Consider the following 12,661-nt stretch of genomic DNA (forward strand, 5'->3'; position numbering starts at 1 on the left):
CGTGTGTCCGGCGTGCGGCCGGACGTGCGCGGCGTGCGGTCAGATCCGCACTTCCACGGTGCGCGCCAGCCGGTCGTGCAGCCCCCGGCCGTCGCGGTCCCAGATCAGCGCCGGGACCGCCACGCACAGCAGGACCGAGCGCAGCAGGGCGCGCAGCGGATTGACGCGGCCCGTGCCCAGCTCGACCACCCGCAGGCCGAAGAGCCGCTTGCCCGGGGTGAAACCGACCGAGCCGACGGTCAGGACGCTGAGCGCGAAGAAGATCAGCAGCGCCCAGTTGCTCGTCGCCTGGCCGTAGCCGTCCGTGATCAGACCGTATGCGATCAAGAGGCACAGGGCCCAGTCCACGGCGAGGGCGCCGAGCCGCCTGCCCGGACGGGCGATGGAGCCCGGTCCCTCCTCCGGCAGACCGAGCTGCTCACCCCGGTATCCGAGCTCCGCACCGGCGCCCTCGATGGCCGCCCGCGGCCCGGAGAGCCACGATCCGATTGCTTGCCTGTTGTCCACCCGTCCACGGTACTGCGCCCGTATATGACCACTGGACGGCGGGGTGTGGCCGGGCCGGTCGGGGCCTACGCTGGAAGCGGAGCCGGTTAACTTCTGCGAAACAAATGGGTCACGCCCGAGAAATCACCCGTCCCTAGTGTCGACGCCAGCGTGTGCCACCCGCACTGGCGCGCGAACGATCTACCACCCCGGCGGGACGGTCGGGAGTAGGAGGAGCTGGATGTTCCAGAACGCCGACGAGGCCAAGAAGTTCATCGCGGACGAGGAGGTCAAGTTCGTCGACGTCCGCTTCTGCGACCTGCCGGGCGTCATGCAGCACTTCACGCTGCCTGCCGAGGCGTTCGACCCCGACGACGAGCAGGCCTTCGACGGGTCCTCGATCCGTGGTTTCCAGGCCATCCACGAGTCGGACATGGCCCTGCGCCCCGACCTGTCCACCGCGCGCGTGGACCCGTTCCGCCGCGACAAGACGCTCAACATCAACTTCTTCATCCACGACCCGATCACGGGCGAGCAGTACTCCCGCGACCCGCGGAACGTGGCGAAGAAGGCCGAGGCCTACCTCGCCTCCACGGGCATCGCCGACACGGCGTTCTTCGGCCCGGAGGCGGAGTTCTACGTCTTCGACTCCGTCCGCTTCGCCACCGGTGCGAACGAGTCCTTCTACCACATCGACTCCGAGGCCGGCGCCTGGAACACCGGTGCCCTGGAGGACAACCGCGGTTACAAGGTCCGCTACAAGGGCGGCTACTTCCCGGTCCCGCCGGTCGACCACTTCGCCGACCTGCGCGCCGAGATCTCCCTGGAGCTGGAGCGGTCCGGCCTGAAGGTCGAGCGCCAGCACCACGAGGTGGGCACCGCCGGCCAGGCCGAGATCAACTACAAGTTCAACACGCTGCTCGCCGCCGCCGACGACCTCCAGCTCTTCAAGTACATCGTGAAGAACGTGGCCTGGAAGAACGGCAAGACGGCGACCTTCATGCCGAAGCCGATCTTCGGTGACAACGGCTCGGGCATGCACGTCCACCAGTCGCTGTGGAGCAACGGCGAGCCGCTGTTCTACGACGAGCAGGGCTACGCCGGCCTGTCCGACACCGCCCGCTACTACATCGGCGGCATCCTCAAGCACGCCCCGTCGCTGCTGGCCTTCACCAACCCGACGGTGAACTCCTACCACCGCCTGGTGCCGGGCTTCGAGGCGCCGGTGAACCTGGTGTACTCGCAGCGCAACCGCTCGGCCGCGATGCGTATCCCGATCACGGGCTCGAACCCGAAGGCCAAGCGCGTCGAGTTCCGCGCCCCGGACGCCTCCGGCAACCCGTACCTGGCCTTCTCGGCCCTGCTGCTGGCGGGTCTGGACGGCATCAAGAACAAGATCGAGCCGGCCGAGCCGATCGACAAGGACCTCTACGAGCTGGCTCCCGAGGAGCACGCCAACGTGGCGCAGGTCCCGACCTCCCTCGGTGCCGTCCTCGACCGCCTGGAGGCCGACCACGAGTTCCTTCTCCAGGGCGACGTGTTCACGCCGGACCTGATCGAGACGTGGATCGACTACAAGCGCGCGAACGAGATCGCCCCGCTGCAGCTGCGTCCGCACCCGCACGAGTTCGAGCTCTACTTCGACGTGTGATCGACGCCCCGGGCCGCCCGGCGCCCCCGTTCCTGTTCCCCAGGGGCGGGGGCGCCGCCGTTTGCGCCGGCCGGCCCTCCTGGTGTACCAACACATACGTTCGAACTACGGGACGGGGAGAGGGCCGGGGATGTCCGAACGGGACGACGAACAGCGGGAGTTCGACCTGAAGTGGGCCGACGGGGCCGAGCACAAGGAGCCCTCCGCCCGTGCCCGGATGCTGGCCGCGCGCTGGAAGGACAACCCGCCCGGACCGGTGCCCTTCCGGGCCGACCCCGGCCCGGTGCGCTCCGGCCGCCGGTCCTCGTGGGTCTCCACCGCCGTGGTGCTCGGCTCGGTCGCCGCGATCATCGTCCTGCTCGGGTACATCAACTTCAGGGCGCCTTACTAGGACCCCGCCCCGCCGGGTGCACACTGGACAGCGGGACGAGTGCCTGACCGCTGCGGGGTGATGCAGATGCCCAGCCGCTTCCGGAGTGACCGGCGGTTGACCGTGCGCATGGGGGTCACGCTGTTCCTGCTCGGCCTGCTGTACGTCGGTTTCGTCGCCGCGCTGGTCGCGCTGCTGAAGTCCTGGGTCCTGGTCGTGGTGATCGCGGCGGCGCTGCTCGGCGCGCAGTACTGGTTCTCCGACCGGATCGCGCTGTACGCGATGCGGGGCCGGGTCGTGGAGCGGGACGAGTACCCGGAGCTGCACGGGGTGGTCGACCGGCTGTCGGCGATGGCCGGCATGCCGGCGCCGGTGGTCGCGGTGTCGCAGATGGACATGCCGAACGCGTTCGCGACCGGACGGAACCCGGACAACGCGGTGGTCTGCGTGACCACCGGACTGCTGCGCCGGCTGGAGCCCGCCGAGCTGGAGGGCGTGCTCGCCCATGAGCTGTCCCACGTGGCGCACAAGGACGTCGCCGTGATCACGGTCGCGTCCTTCCTCGGGGTGATCGCGGGGCTGATCGTGCGGTTCGCCTTCTACTCGCAGCTGTTCGGCGGCGGACGGCGGGACCAGAACACCCTGATCGTGTTCGCGGGCGTGATGGGCGTCTCGGCGGCCGTGTACGCGCTCAGCTTCCTGCTGATCCGCGCCCTGTCCCGGTACCGGGAGCTGGCGGCGGACCGGGCCGCCGCCCTGCTCACCGGCCGTCCCTCGGTGCTGGCGGCGGCACTGACCAAGGTCTCCGGCGACATCGCCCGCATTCCGACCAGGGACCTGCGCACGGCCCAGGCCTTCAACGCCTTCTACTTCACGCCCGCCCTCGGCGCCGGACCCGGCCTCGGACGGTTCTTCTCCACCCACCCCAGCCTGGAGCAGCGGCTCGACCAGCTGGGCCGGATCTCCGCCGAGCTGGGCGAGACGGCGCCGGGAAGGGCCTGACCCATGGGGCTGCTGGACATCCTGCTGGGCCGTACGAAGCCCGCCGCGCCCGACCTGGACCGGCTCTTCGCGCTGCCGTCGGCGGCCGTGACCCTCGAAGCCGCCACCGGCTTCACCCCGACCGGACACGGCGCGGTGTGCTTCGCCACCGTCGAGGGCGCGGCCTTCGAGCAGACGCACCGGGAGGTCCGGGCCCTGATGGACGCGGACGCCGAGCGTGAGGGGCCGCCGGTGGAGCTGCGGAAGGACGACTACGGCTACTCGTGGCTCGTCTCGCGGCGCTCCCCCGAACAGCTTCCGCTCCTCGTGAACGATCTGCACGCCGTGAACAGTTCGATGGAGATCAACGGCTTCGGTCCGCAGCTGCTGTGCTCCCTGGCCGGTTTCCGCGACCCGGAACCCCGCCGGCTGGCGCTGGTGTACCTCTACAAGCGGGGCACCTTCTACCCCTTCGCTCCCCTGCCCGGTCCGCGGCAGCGGCGCGACAACGCGCTGGAGCTGCAGGTGCGGGCGGCGCTCGCCGGGGAGCTGCCCGTCGAGGCCGACCTGGGCCGCTGGTTCCCGCTCTGGGGGGCGCCCGGCCTGTGACCCGGCGGCCGGGAGCGGCGCACGGCGCCGGGCACCCGGACGGGTGCCCGGCGCCACCGCTCAGCGCGAGTACCGCATCAGCGCCCGCACCATGTGGCACGTGGTGTCCGACGGCGGGTGCACGCCGATCAGCTCCGCGGTGCTCCGTATCCTCTCGTTGCGGGCCTGGTTCGGCAGGTAGACGCCGGAGTCGAGCAGGGCGATGGCGAGCCGCATCGCCTTGAGCCGGCGGTTGTGGGTGACGTACCACTCGCGGGGCCGGCCCGCCGGCAGCGGACGCTTCTCCACGGGTGCGTAGGGCAGGTCGAGCAGGACGGGGCGCTTGGCGGTCGACTGGGTGGGCAACGGCGTCGGCTTGAGTGCGGCAGCGGGCACGGGCATCCTCCTGTCGCGGTCAGGGTGCCGTCCGGACACCCCGGCGACACCCTCGAACACTGCTTCTATTTTACCGCCCACCACTGACAAAAGCCCCTGGCCACAAGGGCTTTGGGGGTGTGGTGGCGCATGGGGGAAACGGGTTTTCGCGCCCCTCGGGCTACCGTGTGCCGTATGGAGATCTGGATCAACCCGGCCTGCTCGAAGTGCCGCAGCGCCATCAGCCTGCTCGACGCCGAGGGCGCCGACTACACCGTTCGCCGCTACCTGGAGGACGTGCCGAGCGAGGACGAGATCCGCGAGGTCCTGACCCGGCTCGGCCTGGAGCCGTGGGACATCACCCGGACCCAGGAGGCCGCCGCGAAGGAACTGGGGCTGAAGGACTGGCCCCGTGACGAGGCGTCACGCGACCGCTGGATCACGGCGCTCGCCGGGCATCCGAAGCTGATCCAGCGTCCGATCATCACCGCGGACGACGGAACGGCCGTCGTCGCCCGCACCGATGACGCCGTCCGGGACGCCGTGTCCCGACGGCGCCTGTGACGCAGGTTACCCAGACGGATCTCCGTGACCGCTGAGTAACCCCGTTCGGTATCCCGTACATAGCGGCGTACGCTCCCCTACCTCTTCAGGAGGCGCGCATGCCGCGCAGGAGAACTCTCGGTACGAAGAAGAAGATCGCGCTGCTCGTCGGCGCCGCGTCGGTGGCGGGCGGCGGGGCCTTCGTGATGGCGAGCACCTCGAACGCCACGCCGCCCGCGCCGGCCACCCGGTCCGCCCAGGACTCGTCCGTCTGCCAGGGCCTGGCCACCGCACTCGGCAACAACCAGCGGTTCATCGAGGACCAGCGGGCCAATCCCGACGCGCAGTCCGCGGCGCGGATCGCCAACCGGGAGGCGGTCGTCGAGGAGATCCGGCGCAAGCAGGAGGCCTCCGGGTGCGCGGTCGGGGAGTCGGCTCAGGACTCCCCCACCGCGCAGCCCCCGCAGGCCGGTCAGGAGGCCGGCGGGCAGGGCGGTGAACAGGCAGCCGGCGAGCAGGCCGGTCAACAGGTGTGCAACGGCTCCACCGTCACCCTCTCCGGCGAGGGCGGCGCGCCCGCCGCGTCCAGCAACCAGTTCCCGGTGGGCACCCGGCTCAAGGTCACCAACCTGGACAACGACAAGTCCACCACGGTCGAGGTCACCTCCGTCTCGGGAAGCTGCGCCCTGCTGAACAACGCGGCCTTCGAGCAGGTCCGCGAACCGGGCAAGTTCCTGATCCGGCGGGCCCTGATCGAGAAGGTGGGGTGAGGACCGGACTGCCACGCCGGGCGAGGCGGCGGCACGAACCGCACCCCGCCGCCGCCTCCACCGCGCTCACACCGTGAAACACAGCACACCACACCCAGGTAACACGGGGTTCACATACGGGCAATGGCCGGGAAATCGCCTGTTGACAAGCTCCCGGCAGTGAAAGCGGCGCCCCGGTGCCGCAGCGCCGCAGCACCCGCAGTGCACCCAGACCCACCCCGAAGGATGTGGCCCCGTGACCTTCAAGGCTGAGTACATCTGGATCGACGGCACCTCGCCGACGGCCAAGCTCCGTTCCAAGACGAAGATCATCCCGGGTGCCCCCGCCGGTCTGGACGCCCTCCCGGTCTGGGGTTTCGACGGGTCCTCCACCAACCAGGCCGAGGGCCACTCCTCGGACTGCGTGCTCAAGCCGGTCTTCTCCTGCCCCGACCCGATCCGCGGCGGCGACGACGTCCTGGTGCTGTGCGAGGTCCTGGACACGGACCTGACCCCGCACCCGAGCAACACGCGCGCCGCGCTGGCCGAGGTCGCCGAGCGGTACGCCGCCCAGGAGCCGATCTTCGGCATCGAGCAGGAGTACACCTTCTTCAAGGACGGTTACCCCCTCGGCTTCCCCAAGGGCGGCTTCCCGGCCCCGCAGGGCGGCTACTACTGCGGCGTAGGCGCCGACGAGATCTTCGGCCGTGACGTCGTCGAGGCGCACCTGGAGAACTGCCTGAAGGCGGGCCTCGGCATCTCCGGCATCAACGCCGAGGTCATGCCCGGCCAGTGGGAGTTCCAGGTCGGCCCGCTGTCCCCGCTGGAGGTCTCCGACCAGCTGTGGGTGGCCCGCTGGCTGCTCTACCGCACCGCCGAGGACTTCGACATCGCCGCCACCCTCGACCCCAAGCCGGTCAAGGGCGACTGGAACGGCGCCGGCGCGCACACCAACTTCTCCACCAAGGCGATGCGCGAGTCCTACGACGCGATCATCACCGCGTGCGAGTCGCTCGGCGAGGGCTCCAAGCCGCTCGACCACGTCAAGAACTACGGCGCCGGCATCGACGACCGCCTCACCGGCCTGCACGAGACCGCCCCGTGGAACGAGTACTCCTACGGCGTCTCCGACCGTGGTGCCTCCGTCCGCATCCCGTGGCAGGTCGAGAAGGACGGCAAGGGCTACATCGAGGACCGCCGTCCCAACGCCAACGTCGACCCGTACGTCGTGACCCGCCTGCTCGTCGACACCTGCTGCGAGGCCCTGGAGAAGGCCGGCCAGGTCTGATCCGCCCGCTGCTTCTCCGCCAGGGGCGTCCACCGTCGAGGTGGGCGCCCCTGCGGCTTTCCGCGACGCCCTCCCGGCCGGCCGGGCGTCCACGCTGTGAGAGCGGGCTCCTGTCCCGGCCCCGCGTCTGCTTCAATGGGACCATGGCCAGCTTCCGGAAGTACGCAGCGACGGGTCGCCATGACCTGGAGCCCTTCTGGCCTTCCCGTCAGCACCACGACTTCGACCGGGTGTGTTGCCGCGCGCTGAACGCGCGGGCCCTGTAAGCCGTACACCCGGCCCCGGCCAGCGCGCACGACGTACGTCCCCGCGGCGCGCCCGACCACGAACTCGCGGCCGTCGCCCCTTCCGACGAACATCTCGCGCGAAAGAGCTGACGTCTCATGGCGACCACCCGTTCCCTGTCCACCGTCACCCTCGACTCCCCCGCCCCCACCGGGTCCCGGCACCGGCTGCGCGCCGTCGGCCACGACGAGGCGGTCGGCGTGGCGGACCTCCTGCCGCCCGGCGCCACCTGGCTGCCCGCACCCCCGCACGCCCTGCCCGCGCTGCCGGGCCGGCCGCCGATGGTCGGTTACCTGGTGCTCGTGCCCGCCGACCAGCAGCCGCCGTTCCCGCCGTCCGCCGCCCCCGGCCGCACGGCGGAGGCCACCGGGATTGGCGACGGCCCCGGCGACCCGCTCGTCCGTGTCGACACCACCCGGCGCACGGCCGCCGTCGACGGCCGCGAACTCGACCTGACCTACCTGGAGTTCGAACTGCTCGCCCACCTGGTCACGCATCCGCACCGGGTGCACACCCGCGACCACCTGGTCACCACGGTGTGGGGCTACGGCCACGTGGGCGACGGCCGCACCGTCGACGTCCACATCGCGCGGCTGCGCCGCAAGCTGGGCGCCGAGCACCGGCAGACGATCCAGACCGTGCGGCGCGTGGGCTACAAGTACACGCCGCCGGCCGGCCGCTGACCCTCTGCCGACAGCAGACACCCGTTCCCTCCGGCCCGCGCCCCCGGCAGAGTGACCGGCATGAGGCTACTGGTGCTGGGCGGTACGGAGTTCGTCGGACGGGCCGTGGTGGAGGCGGCCCTCGGGCGCGGCTGGGAGGTGACCGTCTTCCACCGGGGCCGGCACGCGCCACCGCCCGGGGTGCGGTCGCTGCACGGCGACCGCACCGCGCCGGACGGGCTCACCGCCCTGGCCGAGGGCGCGTGGGACGCCGTCGTCGACACCTGGTCGGCGGCGCCCCGCGCGGTACGGGACGCGGCACGGCTGCTGCGGAATCGCGCCGCCCGGTACGTGTACGTGTCGAGCTGCTCGGTGTACGCCTGGCCTCCGGCCGCCGGATACACCGAGGACGCGCCGCTGGTCGCGGGCGCGTCGGCGGACGCCGGCGGGACGGACTACGCCCGGGACAAGCGCGGCGGCGAACTGGCCGCGCTGGACGCCTTCGGCGCGGACCGCTCGGTGTTCGTCCGGGCCGGGCTGATCCTCGGGCCGTACGAGAACGTCGGCCGGCTGCCGTGGTGGCTGAACCGCGTCGCACGCGGCGGCCCGGTGCTCGCCCCGGGCCCGCGGGACCTGCCCCTGCAGTACATCGACGTCCGGGACCTCGCCGAGTGGACCCTCGGCGCGGTGGCACAGCAGCTGAGCGGACCGTACAACCTGGTCGCTCCGCCGGGGCACACCACCATGGAAGCCCTGCTGGAAGCCTGCGCACGGGCGACGGGCGCAGCGGCCGAACTGCGCTGGACGGGCCCCGACGCCGTCCTCGGCGCCGGCATCGAGCCGTGGACGCAGCTGCCGGTGTGGGTGCCGCCGGGCAGCGACCTGCACGACGCCCTGCACCGGGCGGACGTCTCCCGGGCCCTGGCCACGGGGCTGCGCTGCCGGCCCGCCGCCGACACGGTCGCCGACACCTGGCGCTGGCTGACGGACATCGGCGGCACGGCTCCTCAGCGCCCGGACCGGCCGCCCGTGGGGCTGGACCCCGAGACGGAGGCACGGGTCCTCGCGGCCGAGGGGGTGTAGCCGGCACCACCCCTCAGCCGGGTGCCCGGCCCCATGACCGGCGACCGTCCGGCGCGCCAGACTGGCTCCATGAACACCGAGACGAAGAGCGACAGCGGGCTCACCGGGACGCGGGCGGTCGCGCTGGCGGCCGTGCGGGGACTGGCGCTGGCACTGATCTCCCTGCCCGGCGCGATCCTGTGCTTCGTCCTGTCCGTCGTGTCCATCGCCCTCGTCCCGATCGGGGTCGGCATCGTCACGACGCCGTGGGTGCTGACGGCGGTGCGGGCGTTCGCGGACTCGCGGCGGCTGCTCGCCGCCCAGTGGGCCGGGGTGCGCATCCCGCGGACGTACCGGCCGCTGCCCAAGGGCGCCAACCCGTGGACGCGCACCTTCGGCATGCTCGGCGACCCGGCGACCTGGCGGGACCTCGGCTGGCTGGTGGCGGACATGACGGCGGGCTTCGCCACCGCGCTGCTGTCCGCCGCGCTCGTGCTCTACCCGCTGGAGGGTCTCGCGATCGCGGTCGGGCTGTGGCGCGTCCTGCCCAACGGGTACTGGTACGGATTCGTGCCCGTCACCGGCCAGGTCTCCGCGCTCTGGGCCGGCGCCCTCGGTGCCGTACTGCTGCTGGCCGGCCACTGGCTCGCCCCGCGCATGCTGCGCGGCCACTTCCTGCTCACCCGGGCCCTCCTCGGCGGCGGCCGGGGCGAGCTGGCCGAGCGGGTGCGCGTCCTGACCGAGACCCGTCGCGACGCCGTGGACACCTCCGCCGCCGAGCTGCGCCGCATCGAGCGGGACCTGCACGACGGGGCGCAGGCCCGGCTGGTCGCCATGGGCATGGACCTGGGGACCATCGAGGCGCTGCTCGACAAGGACCCGCAGCAGGCCAGGCAGCTGCTGGCGCAGGCCCGCCGGTCCTCCGCCGACGCCCTCGCGGAGCTGCGCGACCTGGTGCGCGGCATCCACCCGCCGGTGCTCGCCGAACGCGGGCTGGGGGACGCCGTACGGGCGCTGGCCCTGCGGCTGCCGGTCGCGGTCGACGTCGAGGTGGACCTGCCCGGCCGGGCGGAGGCCCCCGTGGAGTCGGCGGCGTACTTCGCGGTCAGCGAGGTCCTGACCAACGCCGTCAAGCACTCCGGCGCCGACCGTGTCTGGGTCGACGTGCACCACTCCGAGGGGCGTCTGCGCCTCACGGTCACCGACAACGGCAGGGGCGGCGCGGTGATCGGCACGGGGTCGGGTCTGGCCGGGGTGGAGCGGCGACTGGGTACATTCGACGGCGTCCTGGCCGTCAGCTCTCCCGTCGGCGGTCCCACCATGGTCACCATGGAGATTCCTTGCGCGTTGTCCTAGCCGAAGACCTGTTCCTGCTGCGCGACGGCCTGGTCCGGCTCCTCCAGGCCCATGACTTCGAGATCGTCGCGGCCGTCGAGTCCGGCCCCGAGCTGTCCCGTGCCCTGTCCGAGCTGGAGCCGGACATCGCCGTGGTCGACGTGCGCCTGCCGCCCACGCACACCGACGAGGGGCTGCAGTGCGCGCTGGACGCCCGCCGGAAGCGGCCCGGGCTGCCGGTCCTGGTCCTCTCCCAGCACGTGGAGCAGCTCTACGCGCGGGAACTGCTGGCCGACGGCAGCGGCGGGGTCGGGTACCTGCTCAAGGACCGGGTGTTCGACGCGGCGCAGTTCGTGGACGCCGTACGGCGGGTGGCGGCGGGCGGTACGGCGATGGACCCGCAGGTCATCCAGCAGCTGCTGACCCGGCGTGCGGCGGACGACCGGCCGCTCGCCCGGCTGACGCCCCGCGAGCTGGAGGTGCTGGAGCTGATGACCCAGGGCCGGACCAACGCGGCGATCGCCGCCAAGCTCGTCGTCACCGAACGGGCGATCTCCAAGCACACCGCGAACATCTTCGCCAAGCTCGGCCTGGAGGTCTCGGACGACGACAACCGCCGGGTGCTGGCGGTCCTGGCCTATCTCGACCACGGCCGCTGACCCCACCGGCCCCACCTGCCCCACTGATTTCCGGTACGGCTGAACACCCGTGGGACGGACTCCGTATGGAAGGGAGCCGCTTCACTCCTGTCGGGCGCCTCGACGCCCCGCAAGGAAGTCAGAGGAGTTCCATGGGACGCAACACACGAAAACGCCGTACGCCGCTGGCGACCAAGGCCATAGCCGGGGCGGCGGCCCTGGCGCTCGGTGGGGGCGGGCTGATCTGGGCCAACTTCTACGCCTCGGCCCATGAGGAGGACCCCGCGCAGAACCGGACCAGGTCCGCGGCGGCGCAGGTCGCCACGATCGACTGTCCCGACGTCGGCCAGCGGATCTCCGGGGTGCCGGACCGGGCGCGCGGGGAGGTCGACGGCGAGCTGGCCACGCTGGACCGTCAGATCACCGACGCCTACCAGCGCCTGGCGACCACGCGGGACGCGCAGGCACGCGACGGGCAGTTCGTCCGCAACAGCATCCTGGGACCGCTGAAGGACCGCCGGAAGGTGATCATCGACCGTATCCAGCTGGAGATCGACCGGGCGGGCGGCGACGCCGACGACGGACTGGACGACCTGGCCGAGTGCCAGGGACAGCCCGCGGAGCAGCCGCAGACCGATGACGGCGGCCAGGACCAGGACGGTCAGGACGGCCAGGACGGCGGGCAGGACCAGGACGACAACGGCAACGGCGCCGCGGGCCCGGTGGCCGACGACTTCATCGCCATCGAGGACGTCGAGCCGAACTCCCGGAACAGCCGCAACGGCCTGGCCGCCGACGGGGACGGCGGCTCCACGGGGACCTTCACCACGGACTGCGGCGTCAACGAGAACAACCTGTTCAACAGCGACAACCTGATCGCGGCGCCGGGCGTCGACAACGGCGCGCACCACACCCACGACTACGTCGGCAACCAGGACAACGACGCCTTCTCCAGCGACGAGGACCTGGCGAACGCGGACACCTCCTGCCAAAACCAGGGCGACAAGTCCACCTACTACTGGCCGGTGCTGCGCCTCCAGGACGGCACCGAGGAGTTCGACGCAGGCGAGCAGGGCGGCGGCGCCGAGGGCAACGTCGGCCGGATCCTGAAGCCCGCCCAGGCAGAGCTGAAGTTCGTCGGCAACAAGCGGGGCGACGTCGTCGCCATGCCGAAGTTCCTGCGCATCATCACCGGCGACGCCAAGTCCTTCACCAACGGCGACGCGAACGCCAACAGTTCGTGGAGCTGCACCGGCTTCGAGGACCGGCAGATCACGGACAAGTACCCGCTCTGCCCGGACGGCAGCCAGGTGGTGCGCACGGCCAACTTCCAGAGCTGCTGGGACGGCCGGAACACCGACAGCGCCAACCACCGCGACCACATGGCGTTCGTCCAGGAGGACGGCAGCTGCCCGGACGGCTTCCAGGCGATCCCCCAGCTCCAGGTCCGCCTGGTGTACGACATCCCCACCCCGGTCGTCGAGAACGGCCAGGTGAAGAACCCGTACGCCGTGGACAGTTTCCCGGAGCAGCTGCACAAGCCGGTCACCGACCACAACGACTTCATCAACGTCATGGACGAGGACCTGATGGACCAGGTGGTCGAGTGCATCAACAGCGGCGAGGACTGCCAGTAGTCCCGCCGGCC

General features: G+C 71.6%; 14 protein-coding genes. 12 read left to right on the forward strand and 2 right to left on the reverse strand.

Annotated elements, in window-relative coordinates; genetic code table 11:
• Positions 1-39 precede the first annotated feature (39 nt).
• On the reverse strand, positions 40-507 hold the full coding sequence (locus H0H10_RS12680) for an RDD family protein (protein ID WP_188181012.1): 468 nt from the start codon (positions 505-507) through the stop codon (positions 40-42).
• Positions 508-727: 220 nt separating this feature from the next.
• Here H0H10_RS12680 and glnA point away from each other — a divergent pair, with 220 nt between their 5' ends.
• From glnA to pspAB, 4 genes are all read left to right on the forward strand, one after another.
• Positions 728-2,137 carry a type I glutamate--ammonia ligase gene (gene glnA, locus H0H10_RS12685; protein WP_188181013.1) on the forward strand — a complete coding sequence of 470 codons (1,410 nt, stop codon included), beginning with the start codon at positions 728-730 and terminating at the stop codon, positions 2,135-2,137.
• A 130-nt stretch (positions 2,138-2,267) separates the two neighbouring features.
• Positions 2,268-2,528, forward strand: a complete 261-nt coding sequence (locus H0H10_RS12690; RefSeq protein WP_188181014.1) for an SCO2583/SCO2584 N-terminal domain-containing protein — start codon at positions 2,268-2,270, stop codon at positions 2,526-2,528.
• Positions 2,529-2,594: 66 nt separating this feature from the next.
• Entirely contained in the window at positions 2,595-3,509 is a 915-nt protein-coding gene (htpX, locus tag H0H10_RS12695; protein WP_188181015.1) for a zinc metalloprotease HtpX, read from the forward strand.
• A gap of 3 nt (positions 3,510-3,512) precedes the next feature.
• Entirely contained in the window at positions 3,513-4,097 is a 585-nt protein-coding gene (gene pspAB, locus H0H10_RS12700; protein ID WP_188181016.1) for a PspA-associated protein PspAB, read from the forward strand.
• Between the two features lie 60 nt (positions 4,098-4,157).
• Here pspAB and H0H10_RS12705 read toward each other — a convergent pair whose 3' ends face one another.
• Positions 4,158-4,472, reverse strand: coding sequence for a hypothetical protein (locus tag H0H10_RS12705; protein ID WP_188181017.1), 315 nt, complete (start codon positions 4,470-4,472; stop codon positions 4,158-4,160).
• Between the two features lie 174 nt (positions 4,473-4,646).
• On the opposite strand from H0H10_RS12705, the gene H0H10_RS12710 reads away from it, so the two are divergent.
• From H0H10_RS12710 to H0H10_RS12745, 8 genes are all read left to right on the forward strand, one after another.
• Positions 4,647-5,015 (forward strand): arsenate reductase family protein, encoded by a 369-nt coding sequence (locus H0H10_RS12710; protein ID WP_188181018.1) that lies wholly within the window; start codon positions 4,647-4,649, stop codon positions 5,013-5,015.
• Between the two features lie 98 nt (positions 5,016-5,113).
• Positions 5,114-5,764 (forward strand): SCO2207 family protein, encoded by a 651-nt coding sequence (locus tag H0H10_RS12715; RefSeq protein WP_188181019.1) that lies wholly within the window; start codon positions 5,114-5,116, stop codon positions 5,762-5,764.
• A gap of 235 nt (positions 5,765-5,999) precedes the next feature.
• Positions 6,000-7,031: a glutamine synthetase gene (glnII, locus tag H0H10_RS12720; protein WP_188181020.1), complete on the forward strand. Its 1,032-nt coding sequence runs from the start codon at positions 6,000-6,002 to the stop codon at positions 7,029-7,031.
• A 383-nt stretch (positions 7,032-7,414) separates the two neighbouring features.
• Positions 7,415-7,999, forward strand: coding sequence for a winged helix-turn-helix domain-containing protein (locus H0H10_RS12725; RefSeq protein ID WP_188181021.1), 585 nt, complete (start codon positions 7,415-7,417; stop codon positions 7,997-7,999).
• Between the two features lie 60 nt (positions 8,000-8,059).
• Positions 8,060-9,061 (forward strand): NAD-dependent epimerase/dehydratase family protein, encoded by a 1,002-nt coding sequence (locus tag H0H10_RS12730; protein ID WP_188181022.1) that lies wholly within the window; start codon positions 8,060-8,062, stop codon positions 9,059-9,061.
• Between the two features lie 69 nt (positions 9,062-9,130).
• Complete coding sequence (locus H0H10_RS12735) at positions 9,131-10,396, forward strand: sensor histidine kinase (protein ID WP_188181023.1); 1,266 nt, start codon at positions 9,131-9,133, stop codon at positions 10,394-10,396.
• Positions 10,381-11,034 carry a LuxR C-terminal-related transcriptional regulator gene (locus tag H0H10_RS12740; RefSeq protein WP_188181024.1) on the forward strand — a complete coding sequence of 218 codons (654 nt, stop codon included), beginning with the start codon at positions 10,381-10,383 and terminating at the stop codon, positions 11,032-11,034. Before H0H10_RS12735 ends, H0H10_RS12740 begins: the two co-directional genes overlap by 16 nt.
• A gap of 131 nt (positions 11,035-11,165) precedes the next feature.
• A complete protein-coding gene (locus tag H0H10_RS12745; protein WP_188181025.1) occupies positions 11,166-12,650 on the forward strand; it encodes a DUF1996 domain-containing protein in 1,485 nt (494 codons plus the stop codon).
• The last annotated feature ends 11 nt before the right edge of the window (positions 12,651-12,661 follow it).

It is taken from the genome of Streptomyces griseicoloratus, assembly GCF_014534645.1.
Classification (GTDB): Bacteria; Actinomycetota; Actinomycetes; order Streptomycetales; family Streptomycetaceae; genus Streptomyces; species Streptomyces griseicoloratus.

Excerpts from the sequence above, each read along its gene's own strand:
- glnA (WP_188181013.1), top strand. The coding sequence starts at position 728 with ATGTTCCAGAACGCCGACGAGGCCAAGAAGTTCATCGCGGACGAGGAG.
- H0H10_RS12690 (WP_188181014.1), top strand. The coding sequence starts at position 2,268 with ATGTCCGAACGGGACGACGAACAGCGGGAGTTCGACCTGAAGTGGGCC.
- htpX (WP_188181015.1), top strand. The coding sequence starts at position 2,595 with ATGCCCAGCCGCTTCCGGAGTGACCGGCGGTTGACCGTGCGCATGGGG.
- pspAB (WP_188181016.1), top strand. The coding sequence starts at position 3,513 with ATGGGGCTGCTGGACATCCTGCTGGGCCGTACGAAGCCCGCCGCGCCC.
- H0H10_RS12710 (WP_188181018.1), top strand. The coding sequence starts at position 4,647 with ATGGAGATCTGGATCAACCCGGCCTGCTCGAAGTGCCGCAGCGCCATC.
- H0H10_RS12715 (WP_188181019.1), top strand. The coding sequence starts at position 5,114 with ATGCCGCGCAGGAGAACTCTCGGTACGAAGAAGAAGATCGCGCTGCTC.
- H0H10_RS12725 (WP_188181021.1), top strand. The coding sequence starts at position 7,415 with ATGGCGACCACCCGTTCCCTGTCCACCGTCACCCTCGACTCCCCCGCC.
- H0H10_RS12730 (WP_188181022.1), top strand. The coding sequence starts at position 8,060 with ATGAGGCTACTGGTGCTGGGCGGTACGGAGTTCGTCGGACGGGCCGTG.
- H0H10_RS12735 (WP_188181023.1), top strand. The coding sequence starts at position 9,131 with ATGAACACCGAGACGAAGAGCGACAGCGGGCTCACCGGGACGCGGGCG.
- H0H10_RS12745 (WP_188181025.1), top strand. The coding sequence starts at position 11,166 with ATGGGACGCAACACACGAAAACGCCGTACGCCGCTGGCGACCAAGGCC.